The sequence below is a fragment of the Streptomyces sp. NPDC054961 genome (genome assembly GCF_053609145.1).
In genome coordinates this window covers 43710-68201 of record NZ_JBSGWY010000019.1, presented here as the reverse complement: position 1 = coordinate 68201, position 24492 = coordinate 43710, and the positions used below count along the sequence as shown (strand labels likewise).

Genomic DNA, 24492 nt, shown 5'->3' with positions numbered 1-24492 from the left:
GTCAGCGCCTGGCAGTACGGCGCGGGAACGGGGCAGGGCTCAGGGCCGGGAGAAGGTCTGCGCCTGCGGGGCGTCGATCATCTGGAGGGCGAACTGGGCGGAGGTGATCCGCCGGCCTCCGGTGAGCCCGTGGGCGGTGGACAGAGCGGGCACCAGGGCATCGCCGGCGCCATCGACGTTGAGGACGTCGCGCTCGCCGGGTCGCAGGAAGCGGCGGAATCGGCTGTCGTCCGCGGGGGGCGGGGGCGGGAACTCTCCCATGGGGTGGCCGATCCGGTCCCCGGTGATCTGGCGCAGCTCGATGGTGCCGATGTCACTGAGGCCGAAGCACAGGCCGCGTGGGGGTTCGGCCATCTCGAAGCGGTCGATCACCTCGGGGTAGAGCAGCAGGCGGATCTCGGTGCCGAACACCGCGTCGCGCACCGGTTCCACCACATTGGAACCCCGGTAGGCGGTGACAATGGTGTGGGGCCAGTTCGGCACCAGGCTGGAGTTGATCAGCACCGCGCACTGCGGGACCGGTCCGCCACCGGTGGCGAGGGCGTTGAGGTCGGCGTCCAGGGTGTGGCCGACGCCGACGCTCAGCGCACCGTCCACGGCCGCCCGCACCCAGTCGGTGTCGATGTAGGCGAAGCGGATGCTCTCGGCCGGCAGCGCGCGAGGATCGGGGGCCAGGTGGGTCAGGCCCAGCAGCTCCAGGCGGCGCAGCGCGTCCAGCCAGGCGGTGACCTTCTTGAACTCGTCGGGGGCGGCCTGGGTGAGCAGGCTCGCGACGCCGGGCTGGGCGAGTACGGCACGCGTGTCGCCGATGGTGCGACGGGTCCGGGCCGCGGTGCGGCGGCGGCCGGCGCGCAGCTGCGGGCCGGCCTGGTCGAGAGCCTGCGCGAGGCGGGCCTCGCCGGATCGGGTGTCGCCGTCCACGAGGAGACGGTCGAAGGCCTCGAAGGCGAGGGGTGCGGTGAGGTGACGGCTGGTCAGTGCGGTCGCGGCGCGGGCGGTGAGCTCCGGGTGGGAGGCGAGGCGGCGGGCTGCGGTGCGGGCGGCGGAGCGGAACTCCAGCAGGGCGCTACGGAACTCGGCGTCAGCGAGGGCGAGCGTGCGCCCGGTGGTGAACGCGGCGGCGTAGGCGGTGTCGAAGACGCCGTACTGCTGCAGGTAGACCAGCGCCTCACCCGGGGACTCCAGGCGGGTGGCAGCTGGTGCGGGAAGCCCCTGCGCCGGCTGCGCGGTGAGCGGGCCGCGGTAGAAGGCCAGGGTGCGCTCACCGCTCTCCAGACGCTGCGGCAGGGCCACGGCCCCGCCCCCCATGCGGTCCAGGGCCTCCTTCTGCGGGCCGGCCGGATTGGCCGGGCCGGCGGCCGGGACACGCAGGCGCAGCTGATCGGTGGGACGCGGAGTGGTGCCGTCGGTGGTGGCCAGGTGCTGGGCGAGGTCGCCGAAGCCGATGCCGGAGTCGGGTTCGGTGGTGAACGACCAGGAGGCGAGGGAGACCAGACGTACGCCTTCGGTGGGCGCGGGGGTGGTCAGGTGCTGGTCGAAGCCCTCGAGGGAGACCAGGTGGACGACGTGCCGCCCGCCGGTGGCGGCGGGGAAGCGGTTGGCGACGAGGACGGCGTTGAGTTCGCCCTCGTCGGGTTCGGGGTCCGTGCCGGCGCGGGTGGCGTCGGGGCGCCCGCCCTCGCGCAGGTGCGCGAGGTAGCCCATCTCGGCGGGCAGCGGCTTCACCGCGTCGAACAGGGTCTTGGGGACGAGGACGGTGGCGCACTGCTCGTCGTACTCGTCGGGGCGCAGGCTCTCCGGCGGGAGTGCGGGGGGCTTGCCGGCGCCGAGGGCGCCGTCCAGGAGACGGCGCACGGTGCCGGCCCTGACCAGGCCCACCGCGTCCGGGTCCTCGGGCAGTTCGTCCTCGCGGAACAGCAGCAGGGCCATCCACGGGACGGCGGCCGGCTGGCCCGGGCCCAGGGGGCGGTTCCAGGGCAGGCCGGGGGCGTCGAGGTTGATGTGGGCGAGGGTCTGGCTGTACGTGCCGACGGCGTCCGGCACGGGGAACTGCGCGTGGATGCCGGTCGGGTCGAAGCTGAAGCGCGGCTGGACGACGTCGAAGGGCTGCGGGGTGGCGTCGATGACGCGGTCCGCTCCGTCGAGATTCTTGAGGGTCTGGCGGTTGTCGATCCGGTAGCGGCCGGCGTAGAGGGAGGGGATCCGGTGGTCGAAGAACCGGGTGCGGTGCTGGGCCGCCGGTGCGCTGGTGCGCGGCTGGGGGGCGGGTTCGGACGTGGTGGTCACGGGCGTGCCTTTCGACAGGACGCAGCGATGGGATCCGGTGGTGACGACGGCCGGCGCGGTCTTGGGCGCGCCTCGGCGGGGGCCGCCGCCGTCAGGCGGGCGGCCCGGTGCGGCTCGTCCGGTCAGCCGGCGATGAGCATCGGCTCGGCGGTGAAGGCGGTGCCCGCAGCACGGGCGTAGCCGCTCAGGTCGGTGTCGAGCACGCCGAGGTCGGCACCGAGACCGGTCAGGGCCTGGGCCAGGGCGGTGCGGTTGGTGCGGGTGGCGGTGGTGTCGATGCCGGCCTGGATCGCGGCGATGACCCCGCCGGGCCGCCTCGGCTCCGGGCCCGTGACCGGTTCGCCGGCGGACAGCGGCTGGTTGCCGTCGGGGTTGATCGGGTCGAAGGAGATGGCCTGCTCGTCGAGGAACCCGGTGGAGGTGCCGTGGTCGACCGGCGGCGAGGTCAGCCGGATCCCGAGGATCCGGTCGGGGATGATCCCGTCGTTCGGCGCGTCCGGCCGCTGGCCCCACAGGCCGTTGGGCACGTTGCCGCGCAGGACGGAACGGCCCCAGGGCGTCAGGAGGGACGGCTGGCCGTTGTAGGTGAGCCGCACGCGCAGTTCGCTGCCCTTGCCCCGCACGTGCATGGGCAGGATGTCCACGGTGGTGCCGGTGGCCACCTCGACGGTGTCGCCGTCCTGGTTCAGGTAGACCTTGCTGACGGGGGCCGGGGTGTCGGCGGTGAAGGTGAAGCCGCCGTTGCTGACCAGCCACGGCTTGATGGCGCCGCGGGTGGCCGGGGTCCCCTCGCCCGTGTATCCGGCGATAGCCGTGGTGCGGACCATGTTCTCGGGTGGCGGCAGCATGCCCTGGAAGCCGCCCCAGTCCAGCGCCGGGGCCTGGTTGCGGCGGCCGGCGCCGAAGCCGATGGTGAAGGAGATGAACCACAGGTGGACGGTGGCCTCGCCACCCACCGCGGGCCCCCAGATCCGAACGCTGACGCCGACCTCGATCGAGATCCTGATCTTGACGAACCAGATCTTGATGGTTGCGGAGACCCCGACCCGGATCCCCATGCCCACGTCGAAGTAGAAGGGGTTCCACTCCAGCAGGGCGTCCACCCGGGCGGTCAGCCAGGCCCGCAGCATGCCGGACTGGAAGACGACGTCAAGGGAGCCGCCGGCCATCAGGGACTTGGGGGTGAACGCGGCGTAGGCGTTGCCGGTGATGTTGACGGTCGAGCCGACGCCCCAGGTCAGACCGGCCGGCTGCTGGCGGGGGTAGCGGGCGGGCAGTTCGCGGCCTGCGGGGATCGCGCCGAGCAGGAACGCGAAGTCGCCGGCCTGCGGGTGGTCGCCGAACCAGAACTTCATGCCGACGCCGCCGCGCAGCTTGCAGTTCGGGTCGATGAGGAACGTCTTCTCGGTGAACGCCGCGCCGATGCTCAGCTCCCCGGCCGTCGGGCGCAGGGTGGCCTCGATGCCGATCTCCACCCGGGCGATCTTCTTGTCGCTCTTGGTGGGCAGTTGCATCCCGGCGACGCCCAGCAGGCTGATCGTCAGGTCGGAGCCGGTCTGCACCAGCGCCATGGCGCGGCCGCTGAAGGTCTCGAAGCAGTCGAAGGCCAGGCCGGCGGCGAACCAGAGGTCGCCCTCCTGCGGCCGTACCCACGGGTTGGAGCCGCCGATCAGCTCTCCGAGGACCTTGAGCGGGTCGACCTCCTCGTCGTCGGCGCCGATCTCGCCCGGGTTGTCGAGTGCGATCAGGAACGGGAAGCTGCCCAGCGCGTCGGCCGCCGGGACCCGCACGCGGCTGTTCCAGCCGAACCCGGCCGAGATGCCGCGCACCTGGAACAGCGGCGGCCCGAAGCCGGTCTGGCTGCCGAGGGAGCCGTAGGCGAAGAGCGACGGATCCGCGCCGGTGCCGTCGGGGACGACGTAAGCGCCCATGGCCGAGCCGTTGAACGCACCGGTGTCCACCAGCAGTACCCCGCCGACCACCGTCTTGTACGGCGGGGAGGCCGGCAGTGCGGTCAGTGCGCCGGCGATCCGCAGCGGCGGATTATAGTAGTCGACGCTCAGGCCGTTGTCGCCGCCGGGCGTGCCGATCGGCGACCAGCCGCGCACCGACGGCGCCTCGAGGACCCGCATGCCCTTGCGGCGCCGCGGTCCGGGGCGGGGGGTGAGGATGCCGTTCTCGGTCACCAGCGCCTGCGGGGTGCGGTCGCGGGCGGCTCCGCCGCGGTGCTTCACCGGCGGCAGGGCGCGGCCCAGGCCGTCCAGACGTTCGCGGTCGCTCGGCGGCGCGGGCGTGCGCCTGGTCATCCGCAGCGCCCGGCCGTCCGCCAGGACCCAGGCACCGGAGGGCAGGTCCGTGTCGGCCGGGGCACCGTCGACCAGGACCAGAACGCGGCCCTCGCCGAGATCTGCGGTTGCCAGGGTCCCGGTCACCCACTCGCCGTCGACGGTGAACGCGATATCCACCGGTGCCGAGGACGCGGTGACCGAGGCCTGCCCGCCGACCGACAGGGCCTGCGGATCGCACACCGCACCGTCGATCCGCACCGTGCCGCCCGGAAAAACAAGCGCCGCAGCTTCGGGGTCGGCGAACACGGACACGGGGATCTCGACCGCCCCGCCCGCCGCCTGGTCGAGAAGCTTCCGAACGTCTTCCACGCGTGTTGTCACAGGGATCCAACCCTCTACTCGCGGCAAAAGGGGAAAACGGAAGTCCGCGCCGGTCCGGCGACAAGCCTGACGTCCGCTGTGAGGATCGTAGCCAGCCGGACACGCAAAGCTCATGCATAACGACTCTGCGTGATGAACTTGGCCGAAAGCTACAAACCGCATGTGTGGGCGGATGCGCCACGGGCTGCGCCGCTCTGCGTGCAGAAGCGTTTCGACCGGGCCCGCAAGGCCGATGAGATGGCAATCGACCAGGCACGGCTGCCGGTGGGCGTCCTTGGCGCCGACGCGCGAGAACGGTAACAAGCCAGCCCGGTGGGCCGAGTGGTTCGTTCGGCGGATGTCTTCGAGACGTCCTCAGGGCGAGGCCCGAGGGCGGCCACCGCCGTCGAAGCCACCATCCGCCTCCGCAGCAACTGCCTCAAAATGGCTGCCACCAGCCCTGATGACCTGACGGGCGGTAGCGCGACAGAACGGATACCGCGAGGAGAACGTCTCCGATCGAAGGTCCGAAGCTCCACGCTGCAACGATACCCATGAGGTATCGGCCCTGTTGAATGGGTCTTGGACACCGACGGGGTCCCGGCGGTGCACTCGTGAACATGACCGAAGAAACGAAGACCAGCGAGGCACAGCCCGACCCCGCCGTGTCGGTGGTGGGTCCCCGCGACGGCGAGACGATCGTTCTGGGCACCACGCGCATGCGCGTTCTGGAGGACGGCAGCCACACCGGGCACCGCCTCGCGATCGCCGAGTCCGTCCTCGCCCCGCACACGCAGGGTCCACCGCAGCACCGCCACGGCCAACACGACGAGGGCTTCTACGTCCTCTCCGGCAACGTGCGGTTCACCGTCGGGGACAACGACTACGACGCCACCGCGGGGACACTCGTCATGGTTCCGCCCGGAACCCCGCACACCTTCGCGAACCTGACCGACCAACCCGCCGTCATGCTCAGCACATTCACACCCGACCTGTACGTGCAGTACTTCCGAGACCTTCAGGAGGTGCTCGCCGGAGGCCGGCCGCTGACGCCACAGGTCAACATCGATGCGATGAGCCGCTACGCGACACAGCCCGCCACCGGCCTCGCCTGAAGTGGACGGGGCCGGAACGGACTGGTCGCCCGACAACTGGCTGAACAGATGGGCGACGCCTTCCAGCACCCCGGGCCCTCCTCCTGAGTGGCGGACACGCTGATACTGGATCTGCTTGATCCGGAGGGTGAGAAGACCGCCGATGGCGCTAAAGGATTATGCGGACGAGTCCAAGGCCGATGCTGTGGCCCTGTACGAGAAGAACTGGGCGAGACCCATGAGGGGCACCGGTCCATCCTGCTGGGGTGCAGCCACGTGGTCCGGTCCCCAAGAGCGGCCCGTTCCCGCCGCCCGGCATGGTGCCGTGCCGTCCCGGTCCTGTGGTCACAGGCGCCGCAGCCGGATCAGCCGGCTCGCGTAGTCGCCGTCCGGCAGGCCCAGGTCGAGGCCCCGCGTGGTCAGGAGAGCGCCGTCGTGGACCGTGCCGACGGGCAGCTCCTCGTAGCGGGCGTCGGACCGCAGTCCGGGCAGCGCCAGCGGGGCGGGCGCGTGCCCGAAGCGTGTCGCGGGACGGCAGGCGATGACCGCGTGTTCCGCGCCGTTCGGGGCCGCGTAGTGCACCGCCCGGACGCCGCCCTCTCCGGTGAGCCGGTACTGGTCCCCGTGTTGGACCAGAGCGCGGATCTCTTTGTACGCGGCCAGGAGTTCGGCGGTCTCCGCCTTCTCCTCGGCGGTGAACGCGATCAGGTCGCCGCCGAGGCCGAGCACCCCGGCCATCGCGACATGGAACCGGAAGCGCAGCGGCGTCGCGCGTCCGGTCGCCGCGTTCGGACTGTCGGTGACCCATGCCGCCATCGCCTGGGCCGGGAACAGCTGGCTGAACCCGTGCTGGATGCCGAGCCGGTCCACGGGGTCGGTGTTGTCCGAGGTCCAGATCTCGTCGGTGCGTGCGAGGACACCGAGGTCGGCGCGGCCGCCGCCGCCCGCGCACGCCTCGATCCGCAGGTCCGGGTGGTCGCCGCGCAGCTGGTCCATGATCGCGTAGACCGCGCGGGTGTGGTCGATCCACAGCCGGTCCGGGTCCCGGTGGCCGCTCCAGCCGGCCTCCGTGACGACGCGGTTGGCGTCCCACTTCAGGTAGTCGACACCGTGCTGGCGGACCAGGCCGTCCAGTGTCCGCAGGACCCACGCCGCCGCGTCCGGCCGCCCGAGGTTCAGCATGAGCTGGTCGCGCATTTCGGTGGCCCGCCGGGTCGGTGCGTGCACGACCCACTCCGGGTGCGTGCGGTACAGGTCGCTGTCGGCGTTGACCATCTCCGGCTCGACCCACAGCCCGAACTTCATCCCCAGTCGGTGCACCTCGTCGGACAGCGGGCGCAGACCGCGCGGGAAGGCGTCGGCGCGCGGAGTCCAGTCGCCCAGCCCGGCGCGGGCGTCGCGGCGCGCGCCGAACCAGCCGTCGTCCAGGACGAACAGTTCGACGCCTAGGTCGGCGGCGGCCGCCGCGAGTTTCCGCTGCCCGGCCTCCGAGACGTCGAACCCGGTGGCCTCCCAGGAGTTGTAGAGGACCGGCCGGTCCTCGTCCGGGTGGGCCAGGACGTGGGCGCGGACGTACCGGTGCCAGGAGCGGCTGGCCGCGCCGAATCCGCAGGAGCTGTAGAGCCCGGCGTAGACCGGTGTGCGCAGGCTCTGTCCCGGCTCCAGCGTCCAGCTGACGCCCTCGTGCCCGAATCCGCCGCTCCAGGTGGTGCGGCCCACCGGATCACGGTCCACGGTGATCCGCCAACTCCCGCTCCAGGCCAGGGCACTGCTCCAGACCTCGCCCCGCTCCTCGTCGGCGGTCCCGTCGTCCAGCGCCAGCCACGGGTTCGCGTGGTGGCTGGTGAGACCGCGGCGGCTGGTCAGGACGGTCTCGGCGACCGGGAGTCGGTCGCGGTTCAGTTGGAACTCGCTGTTCCAGCCGCCGGCCAAGTGGCTGAGCCGGTAGTCCGCGCGGTGCGGCAGCGCCCAGGAAGCGGAGTCGCAGCGCTCGAGGACGAAGGGCCCGCGGCCCGGGCCGTCCGCCGCGTCGGTTCCCAGGCCGGCGCCGGTGTGGGTGACTTCGGTCCAGCGCTCGATGACGTCGGTGTCGTCGCGCACGCGGTAGCAGAGGTCCACCGCGAGCGGATAGACGAAATCCCTGAGGTGGATCCGCAGTGTTCCGCCCTCGGCGCTGTGTCCTTCGAACCGCCACTGTGCCCCTCGCACCCCGTCGGAGAAACGGACTTGGAGCCCGGCGGGACCGAACCGGGCCCCGGTCTGGATGCCCAGCTCGTCGGGTGCTGCCTCCGCCTCGAAGCTGCTGACCGCAGGCGAGTGCGCCTCGGGCAGTGCGGCCACCGCGGAGGCTCCCAAGGGGGCACCCCAGTAGATGTGCCGCGGGCTTCCGTCCTGGCCGACGCGCAGCGCGTACAGACTGTTCGGGGTGCGCAGCAGGCCGAGGCCGGTCGCGGGGTCGAAGGATACGGGCGGGTGGTTCAAGGCTGAATCCCCTGTGAGCACGGGCAGTTGGGGCCCGAGCGTAGGTGGGGAATCCCTTGGGATTCAATACTTGACGAAGTTAATTTAATACCCCTAGGTTTCACCCGTGTTTCCAGAACAGTCAGCCAAGACGCTCTCGGCGACGCCTGCGGCGTCCGCAGTCCTGTCCCTCCTCCTGACCGAAGGCCCGCTCAGCCGGGTGGAGATGGCCCGCCGTCTCGACCTGTCGTCGGCAGCCGTCACCAAGGCCGCGCGGCCGTTCCTCGACGCCGGGTACCTGCACGAGCTCGCCTCCGAACGGATTGCGCCGGGGGCCGGACGTCCGGTCAGCCCGCTGGCCGTCACCGCCGAGCGCGAGTACTTCGTCGGGGTGAAGGTCACGACCGAAGACCTCGTCGACGAGATGGTCGGCGAGATCGTCGGCGTCCTCTGCGACCTCCGGGCCCAGGTGCGGGTCTCCGTTCGGCGTCAGCTCCCGGACCGCAGCCCTGAGGCCGTGGTCGTGGAACTCGCCGCGCTCGTCGACGAACTCCTCGACTCCGGCCCTGACTACCGCGCCCGGACCCGGAATCTCGGCGTCGCCATCTCCGGTGACGTAGACCGGGTCCGGGGGCTGGTCCGGTGGTCGGCCCGGCTCGGCTGGCAGGACGTCCCGATCGGCCAGCTCGCGGCCGAGGCGACCGGGCTCGGCGTCACCGTCGAGAACGACGTCAAGGCGCTCACCGTCGCGGAGCACTGGTTCGGCGAGGGTGTGGGAACCGACTCGTTCGCGCTCGTCACCGTCGGGTCCGGCATCGGCTGCGGCATCGTTGTCGACGGCCGTCTGCTCACCGGGGCGTACGGCGTGGCCGGGGAGATCGGGCACATCTGCGTAGATCCGGACGGCGCGCGCTGCCGCTGCGGCCGTCAGGGCTGCGTCGAGACCGTCGCCACCACCGGGGCGATCCTGGCGGCCGCGCGAACGGCGTCCGGCGAGAGCGACATGGACTTCGGACGCGCCGTGGAGCGGGCGCGAGCGGGCGACGAGCCGGTGAAGGAGGTCTTCGCCAAGGCCGGAACCGCGATCGGGCTCGCGGTCGCGGCGATGGTCAACATCTGCGGCCCTGAGCGGATCGTGGTCTCCGGCGAAGGGCTCGACACGTACGACCTGTTCGAGGAGCGGATCTGGGCGTCGTTCGCCGCGCACGCCTTCGGAGCCGCCGCTCGGGCTCCGGTCCTCGTCCGTCCGCTTCCGTTCGAGGAGTGGGCCCGCGGCGCCGCCGCGGTCAGCATCCAGGCCCTGTTCCCTCAGGTCCGCACCACCGCACGCGCCCGGTGACCACGCGCCCGGTGACCACGCGCACGACGTATGGCTTCGGCGCCGCCGCACAGCCCTGACCGGTGTCCTTTGATCCCTCAACGAAGACAGGATGCGAAATGAGCCTACGCAAGGCCGACCTCAGCCGACGGGGATTTCTCGGCGGGTCCCTTCTGCTCGTCGCGGGCGCCGTCACCGCGTGCAGCACCGACCCGGCCGGCAGCGGTTCCGCCGGCGGCCCCAAGACCACGCTGAACGTCTGGTACCACGCCTACGGCGAGGCCGGGACCCAGCAGGCCGTGACCCGCTACGCCACCGCCTTTACCAAGGCCAACCCGGACATCGCGGTCAAGATCAGCTGGATACCCGGCGACTACCAGGCGAAGCTGAGCTCGACGCTGCTGACCTCCGAGGCGCCCGACGTCTTCGAACTGGGCGACTTCGAGACCGGCCTGGCGAAGAGCGGCCAGATAGCCGCGCTCGATGACATCTACGGCGCGAGCAAGTCGGACTTCACCAGCACCAACCTGGAGTACCTGACGGCCGGCGGCAAGCTCTACGGTGTCAAGCAGGTCGACGACGCCATGATGCTCTATTACCGCAAGAGCACCCTGGACAAGGCCGGCATCAAGGTCCCGACGACGTTCGTCGAACTCGCCGACGCCGCCAAGGAGCTCACGACAAAGAACACCAAGGGCCTGTTCGTCGGCAACGACGGCGTCGGTGACGCTCCGTTCAACGCGATCTTGTCCAACGGTGGCGAGCTGGTGGCCGACGGGAAGGCCGCGTTCGCCTCCGCACGAGCCGTCGAGGCCCTGACCGCCGTCAAGCGATTGCATGCCGACAACTCGCTGCTGCGCGGTTTCACCACCGACTGGTGGGACCCGTCGGCCCTGACCCAGAACGCCGCCGCGATGCAGTGGGGCGGCCTGTGGTCGATGCCCGCCGTCGAGAAGGAGCTCGGCGACGACTTCGGCGTGGCCCCGTGGCCGGCCCTGAAGGCGGGCGGCAAGCCGGTGGTCCGGATCGGCGGCTGGAGCTGCCTGGTCAACGCGAAGGGCGGGAACGTCGAAGCGGCGAAGAAGTACGTGCAGTGGCTGTGGATCGCGCAGACCGATCTGCAGAAGGACTTCTCCCAGAGTTACGGTCTCCACATCCCGCCGCGCAAGGCCGTCGTCGCCGCGGCCGACAAGCTCCGTACCGGTACAGCCAAGGAAGCCGTCGAGCTGGCGGCCGCGTACGGCACGGCGAACCCGAACACCTGGTCAAGCGCGGTCCGTACCGCCTTCAGCGACGCCGTGTCCAAGGCGATGACCGGTCAGGGCGACGTGGCGGACCTGCTGACCGCCGGTGCCGCGAAGGCCCAGCCCGAGATCGACAAGCAGAAGGTCTGATGGGCACCGCCCCCCGGGCGACGCTGTCGCCGACGCGCTCAGGACGTCCCGAGGACCTGTCGGGGGACGCCGCCCCCGCGGCAACCCGGCGTCGACGTACGGACTGGCGGACCATAGGTGCCTTCGCCCTGCTGAGCGCCCCGATCCTGGTCGGCATCGGGATCTTCAAGTACGTCGCCATCGTGTGGAGCTTCCTGCTCAGCTTCTCCAAGGCGGACCGCACGATCGCCCTGGGCAACTGGGTCGGATTCGCCAACTACTCCCAGCTCCTCGCGGACCCCGAGTTCCGCAAGTCGCTCACCCAGATCCTGCTGTTCACGCTGTTCATCGTGCCGGTCACGTTCGCCGGCTCGCTCGGTCTGGCTCTGATGGTCCACCGGATCAGGCGTGGCAGGGCCCTGTTCCGCACCAGCTTCCTGATCCCGGCCGCGGTGTCGTACGTGGCCGCTTCGCTGGTGTGGAAGATGTGCCTGTTCAACGGCGTCCCCGGCGGCGTCGCCAACACCATCGGCGCCTGGTTCGGGATGGATGCGACGCCCTGGCTCCAGACGCAGAGCCCACCGCTGTACTGGGTCGTGATCGTCACCCTGCGGCTCTGGCTCCAGGTCGGTTTCTTCATGGTCCTGTTCCTGGCCGGCCTCCAGGGGATCCCCCGGGAGGTCTACGAGGCGGCGTCCCTCGACGGCGCGACCGGCTGGCGCCTGACGCGCCGGATCACGCTGCCGATGCTCCGCAACACCTCGGTGGCGGTGCTCATGCTGCTGTTCATCGCTGCGTTCCAGGCATTCGACGAGTTCTACAACCTCTTCACCGGAGGCGGCGGGGCGACCAGCGGTGCCGCGACAGCGGTGCGCCCGCCACTGGTCTACCTGTACGGCAAGGCGATGCAGGACCAGAACTACGGCCTCGGATCGGCCGGTGCGTTCACGGTCACCGCCCTCATCGTAGCCGTGACGTTGATCCAGGGCCGGATCACCGGCTTCGGGAAGAACGAGGAGTGAGAACCGTGCGATCACTCAACCGCACCGTGCGGGTGACGGCCCGGAGCGCGCTCATCGGCGTGGTCACCCTGATCTTCCTGGCGCCCTTCTACATCATGCTCCGCAACTCCCTGATGGACTCCCAGGGCATCACGTCACCGCACTGGACCTGGTGGCCGTCCACCCCGCACTGGGAGAACTTCACCTCCCTGTTCTCCGACCCGACCCTGCACATGGCGGACGGCCTGCGGAACTCACTGATCGTCGCGCTGATCAGCGCACCGCTCTCGACCCTGTTCGCCTCGGCCGCCGGGTTCGCCTTCGCACGGATTCCTCTGCCAGGACGCGGATTCCTGCTGGCGCTCGTCATCGCCACCCTGATGATCCCGGGCTCGGCGACCTTCGTCCCGACGTTCATCGTCGTGGGCTCCCTCGGCGGAGTGAACACGCTGTGGGGCATCATCGCGCCTGGCTTGTTCAACCCTTTTGCGGTACTGCTGTTCCGCAACTTCTACCTCCGGTTCCCCAAGGAACTGGAAGAAGCCGGCCGTCTGGACGGCCTCGGCTGGCTCGGGCTCTACTGGCGGGTCGCGCTCCCGAGTTCCGCGGCGATGCTGGCCTCACTGGGGGCGCTGGCGTTCATCGACAGCTGGAACGCCTTCTTGTGGCCGCTGGTCGTCGGACAGGATCCGGGGTCGTGGACGGCGCAGATCGCACTGTCGAACTTCCTCACCGCCCAGACCATCAACCTCCCGGGACTCTTCGCCGGAGCGGTCGTGACCGTCGCTCCGCTCGTCGTCATGTTCCTCGTCGCACAGCGCTACATCGTCGAAGGCATCGCCACCAGCGGACTCAAGGGCTGAGCCCGCTCCTTCCCCCCACCCCGACGAAGGGCACCACCATGAGACTGGCCAGATCCACCGCCCGCGGACTTCCGGTGCTCCTCGCCGTCGGCCTGCTGCTGATCGGCGCCGTCCCCGGCTCCGCCGCCCCCGCGGAACCTGCCTCCACCGCACCGGTCGCGCTCACCGGCCAGCAGCTCGCCGCCTCCTGGACAGCACCGCTCAGCACCCGGGGCCGGTACATCGTCGATGCGAACGGCAACCGCTTCAAGCTCAAGTCCAGCAACTGGGCCGGCGCCCAGGGAACCTGGGAGGGCAGCGGCGACGTCAACGACACGGCGAACCACCAGGCCGACCAGAACGCGCACAACATCCCGCTCGGCCTGGACCGGACGCCGATCGCGAAGATCCTGGCCGACTTCCATACGCTGGGCATCAACAGCATCCGGCTGCCCTTCGCCAACGCGATGATGCGCGACACCGCAGCCGTCCCCGACCCGGCCGTCACCGCCAACCCGCAGCTCAAGGGCAAGACCCCCCTCCAGGTCTTCGACGCCGTGGTGGCCGCGCTCACCGCCGACGGTTTCGCGGTGATCCTCAACAACCACACCACCAGCTACCGCTTCTGCTGCGGCCTGGACGGCAACGAGCGTTGGAACAGCGGGCAGTCCACCAAGCAGTGGGTGGACGACTGGGTCTCCCTGGCCAACCGGTACAAGGACGACAAGCGCGTGGTCGGCGCCGACCTGCGCAACGAGGTCCGCCGCGACACCTGGAACGATGCCAACTGGGGCTGGGGCGACGACCACGACCTGTACGCCGCCTTCCAGGAGGCCGGCAACAAGATCCTCCAGGCAAACCCCGACATGCTCATCGTCATGGAGGGCATCAACTGGCAGGGCATACCGCTCAACGGGATGAGCTACGGCAGGCCGATGCTGACCCCGGTCCGCAACCTCTCCAACACCCTGATCAAGTCCAACAAGCTGGTGTATGCCGCCCACTTCTACGGCTACACGGGCCCGAACTACACGGGCGCCGACAGCGGCCCCGGCCACACCAACGACTGGCCCTACGAGGACTTCCCGCTCGAAAAGCTCAAGCAACTGGTCGACGAGGAAGCCCTGTTCGTCACCCAGGAGGGCCAGCACTTCACCGCCCCGGTCTGGATCAGCGAGTTCGGCGCCGCCGGACGCGGCTCCGACGACACCAAGGAGAAGACCTGGTTCGCCAACTTCACCGACATCCTGGTGAAGAACGACACCGACTTCGCCCAGTGGCCGCTGGTCGGCTGGACCGGCGCCAACGGCAAGCCGAACGACAACTGGGCGCTGATCTCCTACGACGCCACGGGCAAGAAGCAGAGTGTCGTGGACCCGGGTGACTGGCGCGCCACCGCCTGGAACAAACTCGTCAACGCGCCGGGCAAGACCGGTCAGGTTCCCGAGGCGAACCGCTGGAACATGCTCGACCGCAACCAGAACCTGTCCGCCACGATGCTCGCCAAGCCGGACTGGAGCCCTGGCAACCGCAAGGGCAACTGCCCCGACACCGAGCGGCTGACCGCCTTCGCCCGCAGCTCCGACCGCAGCATGTGCACCGACGCGAACCAACCCGTCAAGGCCCCCGGCAACTGGACGGTCGTCACCGACGAGCGCTACGCCACCCACGGCGACTGGGCGCCCGGCCGAGGCAAGCTGCAGTGCCCGGACAACAGCTTCGTCGTCGGCTACAGCGCCGACGGGCCCGTCAAGGCGGTGCTCTGCGCACCTGCCGCCGATCCGCTGCCGCTCACCGGCCGCACCGTGTGGTTCGACAAGGGCGACAACCGGCCCTCCACCGGCGGCTCGGTGACCAGCGACTGGGCGCCCGGCTACTACAAGGGCCAGTGCGCCGACCACGAGTACATCGCCGGTGTCGCCACGGCGTGGTACGCGCACACGGGCGGCGTCCTCGACGCCCTGCTCTGCCGCCCGCTGAAGTAACCCTCGCCCGCACCGAGTGGAACTGCGGGACACACCGAGTCCGGGGCCGGCCGAAGAGCGGTCGGCCCCGGCCCGGCAACTCCCGCGGAGGGAACGACACCATGCACAGCAACACGCTTCTCCGTCCAGTCGGCTGAGGAGACCGCCGAAGTCCTGCTCGCGGGTGAACTGGCCCTGGGCGGCCGCATCGTCCCGCTGGCGCTGGCGCTGGCGCTGGCGCTGGCGCTCGAGCGTGGGGCGGGCCGGACGGTGGTGACGAAGAACCTGCAGGGCCCACAGATCGATGAGACGTTGGCAGTCCCTCTCGACAGGGCGCGCCGCAGTAGCCGTTGCCGTGCATCCGGCGGTGCATCTCGCGGCGGAGCTTCCGCTGGGCGGTGAGGCGGCGGACGGTGCCCGCGTCGATGTACCGACCGTTCCAGAACTCGGAGGTGTCCCTCCCGCTTTCCGTGTGCATGAAACGGTCTGCGGGGGAAGGCGTGCAGGGGACCCGTACACCCGAGAAGGGACGGACAACATGGCGCGACCGAGGATCATGGTCGTCGGCGCGGGCTTCGCCGGCGTCTCCTGCGTACGCCGCCTGGAGCGGACGCTGTCACCCGGGGAGGCGGAGATCCTGCTGGTCACTCCGTTCTCCTACCAGCTCTACCTGCCCCTGCTGCCTCAAGTGGCCTCCGGGGTGCTCACCCCCCAGTCCGTGGCGGTGTCGCTGCGCCGCAGCCGCCGCCACCGGACCCAGATCGTGCCCGGTGGGGCCGTGGGCGTCGACACCCGGGCCAAGGTCTGCGTCATCCGGAAGATCACCGGGGAGCTGGTGGACCAGCCGTACGACCACCTGGTGCTCGCGCCGGGGAGCGTGACCCGCACCTTCGACATCCCAGGCCTGTCGGAGCACGGCCGCGGTATGAAGACCCTGGCCGAGGCGGCCCACCTGCGCGACCACGTGATCGCCCAGCTCGACCTGGCCGACGCCGCCGCGCCGGGCTCGGCGGAACGGGCCTCCCGCCTCGGGTTCGTCGTGGTGGGCGGAGGCTACGCCGGTACCGAGACGGCCGCTTCCCTGGAGCGGCTCACCACGAACGCCGTCGGCCGCTACCCCCGGCTGGACCGGCGCGAGATCAGCTGGCACCTCGTGGACGTGGCCCCCAAGCTCATGCCCGAGCTCGGCGACCGGCTGGGCCGGGCCGCCCTCGACGTGCTGCGCCGCCGCGGCATCGAGGTCTCGCTCGGCGCCTCCGTCGCCAAGGCGGCCCCCGAGGACATCACCCTCACCGACGGACGCGTGCTGCCCTGCCGCACCCTCATCTGGACGGCCGGCGTCGCCGCGAGCCCGCTCATCGCCACGCTGGGAGCCGAGACGGCCAAGAGCGGCCGGCTCGTCGTCGCACCGGACCTGCGGGTCCCAGGAGCGGACGGTGTGTTCGCGCTCGGCGACGCGGCCGCCGTACCCGACCTCGCGGGCGGCGGGGACGGCGCGGTGTGCCCGCCCACCGCGCAGCACGCCGCACGCCAGGGCAAGGCCGCCGCCGACAACCTCGTCGCCACGCTGCGCAGCACGCCGCTGCGTCCGTACGTGCACAAGGACCTCGGACTGGTCGTGGACCTCGGCGGCCGCGACGGCGTCTCCCGGCCGCTCGGCATCGACCTGCGCGGAATGCCCGCCCAGGCCGTGGCCCGCGGCTACCACTGGGCGGCGCTGCGCACCGGAGCCGCGAAGACCCGGGTGATGACGAACTGGCTCCTGAACGCCGTGGCCGGAGACGACTTCGTCCGGACCGGCTTCCAGACCTACAAGCCGGGCACGCTGCGCGACTTCGAGTACACGGACCACTACCTCACCCCGGAGGAGGTGCGGGCCCGTACGGCGGCCGACGGGGGCTGACGGTTCCGGCGAGGGCGGCGCGGCATGCGTCGCCCCGGAACGCCGTCGACCGGCAGCCCCCGTCGCTCCGTCGCCGGTCTCGGTCTTACCGACCTCGTGCGGCGTCCGCCGGGTCGGCGATCCTTGGAGGATGCGCGCCGCCCGCCTGATCCGTATGGCTCTCCTGATCCAGTCGAACCCCGGCCTGACCGGGGCCGCTCTCGCCCGTGAGCTGGAGATCTCCGAGCGGACCGTGATCCGTGACGCCCAGGCGCTGCAGGAGGCCGGAGTCCCCGTCCGGTCGGAGCGGGGCCGGGCGGGCGGGTACTTCCTCGCCGCGGGATACCGGACCCGGCTCACCACGCTCCATCCGAACGAGGCGGAGACGCTCTTCCTGTCCGGTCTGCCCTCCGCGTTGCGGGATCTGGGGCTGTCGGACGCGGCTGAAACAGCCCGGCTGAAGCTGACCGCCACTTTGCTCCCGTCGGTACGCCAGAGCGCCGAGTCCTCGGCGCGCCGCTTCCACCTCGACGCCCCGGCCTGGTTCCGCGAACCCGCCACCCTGGAACTGCTGCCGGAGCTGGCCCGCGCGGTGTGGACGGACCGGGCCGTCGAACTGTCGTACCTGCGGCCCGGCCGGGACGGCGCACCGCCCTCCGCCGTGGCGCGGGTGGTGGAGCCGTACGGGCTCGTGCTGAAGGCCGGCACGTGGTACGTCGTGGCCCGCATCCCCGGCGAGGGGCAGGACCGTGACGGCGGCTGGCGTACCTACCGCGTCGACCGGATCACCGCCCTGGGACCCGTACCCGGAACGGAGGAGCCGTTCGTGCGCGACCCGGCCTTCGAGCTGGCCGCGCATTGGGATACCCGGTCGGCGGCCTTCGCCCGCACCCTGCTGCGCACCACCGTCACGGTCCGGCTGACCGACCGGGGCCTACGGCAGCTGCCCGCCGTCGTGGACGGGGCCGCCGTCGCGGATGCGCTCGGCTCCGCGAGCGCCCCCGACCCCGCCGGCCTGGTCACCCTCGACCTGCCGGCGGAGTCCGAGGACGTGGCCTTCGACCAGCTGTCCCGGCTCGGCGCGGACGCCGAGGTGCTGGCCCCGGCTCGCCTGCGCGCCCGGTTCCGTGAGCGCGCCGCAGCCCTGGCCGCCCTCTACCAGGCCGACCCTCAGGAGGCGGAACGGAGCAAGCGGGACCGGAGTAGCCAGGACCGGAGTGGGCGGGATCAGCGGTAGTCCTCGGGGGAGCCTTTCCTACCGCCGAAAGTGACGTCCTCGAAGTATGCCCAGGCGTCCGGCTGGCTGCCGTCCACATCCGTCACCCCGTACACCCTGGCGAGTTCCCCGCTGGACGTGGACTTGCCGTTCCACCGCTTCGCGCGGTCCGGGTCGGCGGCCAGCGCCGCGATCGTACGGGCGACGTAGCTCGGTGACTCCGCGATCGCGAACGTCGGCTCCTGGGCGATCGCGTCACGCCAGTTGTCCTCACGCACACCGAAGTGGGAGAGCATCTGCTCCGAGCGCAAGAACCCCGGCGAGACCGCGACGGCCGCGCCCCCGTACTCGGCCAGCTCCTGGCCCAGGCCGAACGCGAGGCGGATCGGGGCGTTCTTGGCCAGGTCGTAGTACATGTTCTCCCGGTAGCGGCGGTTGGAGCGCGCGGTGCCGTCAGTGACCTCCACATGCAGCGGCGCGTCGGAGCGGATCAGCAGCGGAAGCAGCAGCGCCGCCGTGATCACGTGCGAGCGCACGCCGAGCTCCAGGATCCGCAGGCCGTCGGCGAGCGGTGTTTCCCAGCTCTTCTTCCCGAACACCGAGGTGGCCAGAAGGTGCTCGCCGCCCCACAGGTCGTTGACGAGGATGTCGAGCCGCCCGTGCTGCCGGTCCACCTGCTCGACGAGGGCGCGTACTTGGGCTTCCTCGAGATGGTCGGTGGGAACCGCGATCCCGGTGCCGCCCGCCGCGGTGACGAGTTCAGCGGTCTCCTCGATGGTCTCGGTGGTCCGGCCGACCTCGCTGGCCCGGCCCCGGGTGGTACGGCCGGTGACGTACACGGTCGCACCGGCCCTGCCGAGCTCCACGGCCTGAGCCCGCCCCGCACCGCGGGTGGCACCCGCCACGAGCGCGATCCGGCCCGCGAGCGGACCGGACCGGCCGGACTGCTCGGTGTTCTGCGTGTCCTGGCTGTTCTGCTGGTCCTGCGTGTTCTGCGGGTTCTGAGGGGTGATGTCTCCGTGGCTCATGACATCCATCGTTCCTGCCAAAACTGACAGATCACGTCACCCTTTACCGGGGGGTGCCGCGCATCACCCGGCCAGGGCGTGGCTCTCGGCGAAAGTCGGGTTCTGCGCAGACGTGGGGGAGGGGTTGCTGCACGTCACCCGCGACGCCTGCGCCCGCGGTCCGGTTGAGCTTCGCTGTGGTCACGTCGGGAGGGGCGGTTCCCCGGCCGACATCACCGCGAGGCGGCGGGGCGGGACGACAGCGTCCGGGCAGCCGTCGCCGAGCGGAGTGCCTCCAGCGCGGAACTCTGCTGTGCGGCGCGTTCCAACAGCGCGTCCAGGTTCGCGGCGGAGAGGCGCTCGTCGGAGTCGGCCAACGCACGCAAGGTGCGCCAGCAGGCTGCCTTGCCCAGGACGCCCAGCAGCATCGACTCCGCTTCCAGGACGTCGCTGAGGGGTGAACGGGAGAGGAAGTGCCCGTTGGGCTTGAGGCGGCCTGCCTTCTCCGCGAGCCAACCCATGGCTGCCTTGGACTGGCTGAGGGAGATGCCCAGATCGCTCATGATCCGGGCCAGCGCGTCGCGGTCCTCGTCGACCTGCTGGGCGAGGCCGGCCAGCGCCGTGGCCTCCTCGGGCTCCGTACGGGCCTGGGCCGCCCGCCGGAAGAGCTCCAGCCCACCGGTGGCGCCGGCATAGTGGTCGTTGAGGTAGATACCCAGCAGATCGGCGTTCCCGACGTCACCGTCCCGGCTCCCGCCGGGGGCGCCCCCGGTGCCGGCTGCGGCGTGCATTGCGCGCTCCACCGACTCGCCCAGTTCCATCCAACTGTTCTCGAACTTGGTCAGCCCTTCACGCTCCAGCGTGTCGGTGACGTCTCCGAAGTCGATGCCTGCGTCGTTCAGCGCCTTCAGGTGTGCGGCGGCGGCCGTGAAGACGTCCACCGTCGGTGCGTGGGCGGGCAGGGTGCCGTGGTCGGCGAACGCGGCCAGTGTGGCGCCGGGCATGGTGTTCACCGTGCCCGCGATGACGAGTTCGCTGACGTACATCGTGTCGGGGTAGGACGGGTCCTTGACCCCGGTGGATGCCCACAGGGGACGCTGCACACGGGCTCCGGCCGCGGCGAGGCGCTGCCAGCGGGGATCGACGAGCGTCTGCTCGTACGCCTGGTAGGCGAGCCGGGCGTTGGCGACCGCGGCCTTGCCCTTGAGCGCCCGGGCCTCGGGAGTGCCGATGGCGTCGAGGCGGCGGTCGACTTCGGTGTCGACGCGGGAGACGAAGAACGACGCCACCGAGTGGATGTCCGCCAAGTCCCGGCCGGCGGCCTGGGCCTGCTCCAGGCCGCTCTGGTAGGCGTCCATCACCTCGCGGTAACGCTCCAGGGAGAAGATCAGCGTGACGTTGACGCTGATGCCCTCGGCGACGACCGCGGTGATCGCCTTCAGGCCCTTGCGGGTGGCCGGGATCTTGATGAACAGGTTGGGGCGGTCGACCGCCTCCCACAGCTTCCGGGCCAGGGTCGCGGTGGCATCGGCGTCCTGCGCCAACCGCGGGTCGACCTCGAGCGAGACCCGTCCGTCGATGCCGCCGGTGCGCTCGTAGACCGCACCGAAGGCATCGCAGCCATCCCGTACGTCGTCCGTGGTCAGAGCGAACACCGCGTCATCGACGTTGCTCCCCTCGTCACCCAAGCGCCGCAACTGCTCGTCGTAGCGGTCCCCCTTCGACAGCGCGGAGGCGAAGATCGTCGGGTTGGTGGTGACCCCGACCACGTGCTTGTCCGCAATCAGCCCCTTGAGCTCTCCACCGGCCAGGAGCTCGCGGGACAGGTCGTCGAGCCAGACCGACACCCCCGCGGCGGACAGAGCGGCAAGCGGGCCAGAGCCAGCGGAAACAGTCATGCGAAGCCTCCAGAAGGGCGCGGCGCCGCCCCCGCTGGATGTGTTCGCCCGGCGGGCGTAACCGCTGGTGGCGGCGCTCGACATGGTGGTTCCCACTCCGCCTGCCCGCGGTGCTCGAACCAAAACGATTCGAGCGGTTGATCCGCTGATGCCGTATGCGTCCGCGGTGACGTCAACGGCTCGGCCGGGTGTGCGTTCGGCGGGCCTCGACGCGCTGGGGGGCAGCGCGAAGTGCGGCGGAACCTCCCCGCGCCCACGCAGCGCCCCGGCGGGCTGACCCGGGTCGACCCCGGTCCCCTGCGTGAGCTCTGTCAACCCAGCCGGGGTGGGGTCGTCGATCAGGCGGCGGCACGAACATCGAACTGCTCGGCAGTGGCGCGGCTGAGCCCGTTGCCGTCGGCGCTTCGGTCCCGGCCGCCCTCGGACATCGCGGGGGAAGCGGCGCCGCGCAGCGCTTGCGCCTCCGCCCGGAAGCTGCGACGGGCGGGTCCGCCGAAGCCCTCAGCCCGGTCGGCCTGTGCGATTCCATGGACCGGCGCGCGGGCGCTGCGCCGACCCCTCAGCACCCACAGGGTGTACACGGCCGCTCGCCGCGAAGCGCCGACGCGGACCGCCCGATCGGATTCCCTGGAGTTGTGCCAAGCCGCCGATTGCGGGTAAGCGCACGACATGATCACTTCAGCGCCTCTCGCAGCCGAGGGCTCCTCGTCCCTGTTCCTGCTGCTGGCCGGTGTCGTACTGGTCGTTCTGCTGATCGGAGCTTTCGCCTACGGCGCTCGGCGCAGGACACGAGGTACAGACCCCGGCACCAACCCGACCGGACAGAACCCGCAGGCCAGAGCCCACCAGGACTCCTGGCAGACCCCCGACGACGACCCCGATCCACACCACCGCTCCTGAGCGACCAGGCGCCGGTGGGTGCATCACGAGCACGCGCCGGGCCGGCTGGCCACAGCCGCGTGACGTCTCAGTAGTACCTCTCGGCCAATCGGGTTACATCGGAGTTGTCGGCGCCGCGCTGGCCACTTTCCGCACCTACGGCCGCTTGCTGTGGTGGCGCGGCGCCGAGACGCGGCGTTCCCCGATCAGCCCCGAGGAGGAGGGCGGCACCCGGCCCGCCACGAACGTCAGACCGAGGCCCAGCACGCCGCCGCTGGTCCCAGTCGAGCCATCCCCAAGCCGGGTGGGGCTGACCAGGCCGTGTCGGGGGTGTTGGCCTCCACACCTCCACGCCTCCGCACGGGCGCGACAGCCTCCACCGCAGCCGGTGGGATCACTCGCAGGCGACACCATCACCGTCACGGTCGAGATGCGGCCCGAAGCCAGGATCGCCACGCCGGATCGGAGCCGCCTGCGCCTGCCTGACCGCGGTGCAGTTCCGGTACGACACCGCACTCCCGCTCCCGGACGCCGAGCTCCTGCTTTTGCCGTTGCCGGATGAGGGTGCGTCGGCGGCAGGAGCATTTCCCGAAGCCCTGGTCTTGGCGTCATCCACCACCGGCTGGCGCTCCGGCTCCGCCGGCGCATCAGGCTGAGGCCGCCGGGCAGCACCGGCCACCCCCTCAGGGGCAGGAGGAAGCGGCGGCGCTGGCGCCCCCGTCGGCGACGACTCCGGCGACGACACCGGCGCGGACGCCGTTGGAGCAGGCGACACGGGGACCGGTGCAGGAGCCGTCGAGGCGGGAGCGGTAACCGTGACCACGACCACCGGCTGAGGCTGCGGCTTGGCGTCAACACCGACGGGCTTCGGACTGGCACCGGCCATCAGCAGCACTCCGAACCAGACCGATGCCAACACGACCGTCACCGCCTTGCCGGCCCTGTCCCAACGCGCCACGAATGCCAGCGCGGCACCGAGCGGGGGAATGACCAGCGTCGCGGCGACCACGGCAGGAACCGCCCACGCGGGATGCCAGCGACGGCCCGCAACGGGTGAAGGTCGACTGGGTTCACAGGGTGGGTACACGCGTCTCCAGACTGAAAGCACCAAAGAGGGGCGAAGTGCGGATAGGGGAGAGGGCCCGGGGCATGATCACCGCCTCGAGGCGTGCCCACGCGGCACGCAGGCGGCCCACCAGGCAACGCCTCAACGGCCGACTGGTCACCGGACAGCCCCAAACAGTTTCTGCAGAGCAGCGCACTCGCCTGTCGGCCCACAGGCCCATCGCGACGTCGGCCTGCGCCGAAAACGATCACGCCGGCCACACCCAAGGGGTGGCACGGGCCTGGCGCACCAGCTCCATCCGGCCGCCGGGGGACGGCCCAGTACGGGTGTGCGGCCAGGGCTCGGGAGAGCCGCCTCGCGGTAAGCCTTGCGCCCCTCGGACGGTCGTGCCACGGCGGTCCGGCACCGGCCCCGCCGTGACTTTTCGTGCGCGGGTCTCTCGGCCCAGCAGCCCGCTCGGGTCGAGCTGGCGAAAGTGTGTCCTGGAAGGCAGACGCTCCGGTGGAAGGGGGACGACGTCACGGGGGGTGATTATCTCCCCACCGCGCTCCCAAAAATCTGTGGTGGCCGGAGTAGACATATGGCGGTGCTGTGGTTATGGTTTCTCTCGTAGCCCAGAGAGACCGAAGGGCCTGGCAGAGACGAACTGCCGGGCAGCAGTACCCGCAGTACGAGTAGTCGCAGTACGCATGACGGTGCGGTGGTGGAGTGTCGAAGCCAGAGTGGTTGCAGGACGGCGACGGGACTGGCGACCGGACCGGGTGGCCCGCAGTGATCAGGGGCCGCCGTGAGCAGGACCGCAGTTGACGCAGTGGCAGTACCCGTAGTTCGCAGTACCCAGCAGTGAAGTAGGTGAGTGGTACCTCGGTGAACCCTTCGAAGTGTGGGCGCGTGCACCGGGAGGTTCGGCAGTGGGGTTCTAAGCCAGAGCAGACGCACGATGGGCGACGGGGCTGGCTGCCGAAGACGTGGCGCTCGGTCAGGTCACGAGTAGTGAAAGCGGTTCGCAGTACAGCGGTAAGAGCAGTACACGTAGTTCGCAGTAGTAGTACCCAGCAGTGAAGTGAGTGGAGCAGTACCTCGGTGAAGGCGTCGGGCTGCGGGCGCGCGCACCGGGAGGTTCGGCAGTGGGGTTCTAAGCCAGAGCAGACGCAGGACGGGCGACGGGGCTGGCTGCCGAAGACGTGGCGCTGGGTCAGGCCACGAGCAGTACCCGCAGTTCGCAGTATCAGCAGTATCAGCAGTTCCCAGTGTAGGTAGTTGATCATCCGAGGGATGAACGGAGGGATTGGGCCCGCCATCAGGATCGCCCGGACGCCACGCGAGTCCGGGTACCGCAGGACATCGTGAGTGAGGTGGTCTCCGGTCAAGCAACCGCGATCCCCGCACCCCCGACAGCGTTGAGTTCAGGTCGGGTAGGCGGATAAGTAGGCCGGCGCAGTACCAGGGCCGGCAGATGGTGTAGCAGTTCCTTCGGGGCCCTGGTGCCATAGGCACCAGGGCCCCCCCCCAAGTTGAACAAATAGGTGTTATTTCACCCGGCGTCAAGCTAGGGCGT

Annotated in this window: 15 protein-coding genes and 1 pseudogene; 10 read left to right on the top strand and 6 right to left on the bottom strand. The window is 70.7% G+C overall.

Going from position 1 to position 24492, the window contains the following annotated elements:
• Positions 1-39 precede the first annotated feature (39 nt).
• Together ACWF9Z_RS18810 and ACWF9Z_RS18805 are read right to left on the bottom strand one after the other, a co-directional pair.
• Positions 40-2286, bottom strand: a complete 2247-nt coding sequence (locus tag ACWF9Z_RS18810) for a hypothetical protein (RefSeq protein ID WP_453603443.1) — start codon at positions 2284-2286, stop codon at positions 40-42.
• Positions 2287-2408: 122 nt separating this feature from the next.
• On the bottom strand, positions 2409-4943 hold the full coding sequence (locus tag ACWF9Z_RS18805) for a DUF6603 domain-containing protein (protein WP_453603442.1): 2535 nt from the start codon (positions 4941-4943) through the stop codon (positions 2409-2411).
• Positions 4944-5084: 141 nt separating this feature from the next.
• Between ACWF9Z_RS18805 and ACWF9Z_RS18800 the strand changes: the two genes are divergently transcribed.
• Both ACWF9Z_RS18800 and ACWF9Z_RS18795 read left to right on the top strand, forming a co-directional pair.
• A complete protein-coding gene (locus ACWF9Z_RS18800) occupies positions 5085-5255 on the top strand; it encodes a hypothetical protein (RefSeq protein ID WP_453603440.1) in 171 nt (56 codons plus the stop codon).
• A 299-nt stretch (positions 5256-5554) separates the two neighbouring features.
• Positions 5555-6049 (top strand): cupin domain-containing protein, encoded by a 495-nt coding sequence (locus ACWF9Z_RS18795; RefSeq protein WP_453603438.1) that lies wholly within the window; start codon positions 5555-5557, stop codon positions 6047-6049.
• A 324-nt stretch (positions 6050-6373) separates the two neighbouring features.
• Here ACWF9Z_RS18795 and ACWF9Z_RS18790 read toward each other — a convergent pair whose 3' ends face one another.
• A complete protein-coding gene (locus tag ACWF9Z_RS18790; RefSeq protein ID WP_453603436.1) occupies positions 6374-8509 on the bottom strand; it encodes an alpha-galactosidase in 2136 nt (711 codons plus the stop codon).
• Positions 8510-8615: 106 nt separating this feature from the next.
• Between ACWF9Z_RS18790 and ACWF9Z_RS18785 the strand changes: the two genes are divergently transcribed.
• From ACWF9Z_RS18785 to ACWF9Z_RS18755, 7 genes are all read left to right on the top strand, one after another.
• The gene (locus tag ACWF9Z_RS18785; protein ID WP_453603435.1) at positions 8616-9827 is read left to right on the top strand and encodes an ROK family transcriptional regulator; all 1212 of its coding nucleotides are present in this window, start codon (positions 8616-8618) and stop codon (positions 9825-9827) included.
• Between the two features lie 98 nt (positions 9828-9925).
• Positions 9926-11200, top strand: coding sequence for an ABC transporter substrate-binding protein (locus tag ACWF9Z_RS18780; protein WP_453603434.1), 1275 nt, complete (start codon positions 9926-9928; stop codon positions 11198-11200).
• A complete protein-coding gene (locus tag ACWF9Z_RS18775; RefSeq protein WP_453603432.1) occupies positions 11200-12201 on the top strand; it encodes a carbohydrate ABC transporter permease in 1002 nt (333 codons plus the stop codon). Before ACWF9Z_RS18780 ends, ACWF9Z_RS18775 begins: the two co-directional genes overlap by 1 nt.
• 5 nt (positions 12202-12206) lie before the next feature.
• The gene (locus ACWF9Z_RS18770; protein WP_453603430.1) at positions 12207-13043 is read left to right on the top strand and encodes a carbohydrate ABC transporter permease; all 837 of its coding nucleotides are present in this window, start codon (positions 12207-12209) and stop codon (positions 13041-13043) included.
• A gap of 38 nt (positions 13044-13081) precedes the next feature.
• On the top strand, positions 13082-15007 hold the full coding sequence (locus ACWF9Z_RS18765; RefSeq protein ID WP_453603428.1) for a glycoside hydrolase family 5 protein: 1926 nt from the start codon (positions 13082-13084) through the stop codon (positions 15005-15007).
• A 517-nt stretch (positions 15008-15524) separates the two neighbouring features.
• Entirely contained in the window at positions 15525-16889 is a 1365-nt protein-coding gene (locus ACWF9Z_RS18760; protein ID WP_453603426.1) for an NAD(P)/FAD-dependent oxidoreductase, read from the top strand.
• A gap of 130 nt (positions 16890-17019) precedes the next feature.
• The gene (locus tag ACWF9Z_RS18755) at positions 17020-18105 is read left to right on the top strand and encodes a helix-turn-helix transcriptional regulator (protein ID WP_453603424.1); all 1086 of its coding nucleotides are present in this window, start codon (positions 17020-17022) and stop codon (positions 18103-18105) included.
• Here the strand turns inward: ACWF9Z_RS18755 and ACWF9Z_RS18750 are convergent.
• Positions 18096-19112, bottom strand: coding sequence for an SDR family oxidoreductase (locus ACWF9Z_RS18750; protein ID WP_453603423.1), 1017 nt, complete (start codon positions 19110-19112; stop codon positions 18096-18098). The two genes, ACWF9Z_RS18755 and ACWF9Z_RS18750, sit on opposite strands and share 10 nt — an antisense overlap.
• A 755-nt stretch (positions 19113-19867) precedes the next feature.
• A pseudogene (tal, locus tag ACWF9Z_RS18745) lies at positions 19868-20989 on the bottom strand (transaldolase); the annotation flags it as partial.
• A gap of 669 nt (positions 20990-21658) precedes the next feature.
• Between tal and ACWF9Z_RS18740 the strand changes: the two are divergent.
• Entirely contained in the window at positions 21659-21889 is a 231-nt protein-coding gene (locus ACWF9Z_RS18740; protein WP_356652480.1) for a DUF6479 family protein, read from the top strand.
• Positions 21890-22262: 373 nt separating this feature from the next.
• Here ACWF9Z_RS18740 and ACWF9Z_RS18735 read toward each other — a convergent pair whose 3' ends face one another.
• Positions 22263-22754 (bottom strand): excalibur calcium-binding domain-containing protein, encoded by a 492-nt coding sequence (locus tag ACWF9Z_RS18735; protein ID WP_453603536.1) that lies wholly within the window; start codon positions 22752-22754, stop codon positions 22263-22265.
• Positions 22755-24492 lie beyond the last annotated feature (1738 nt).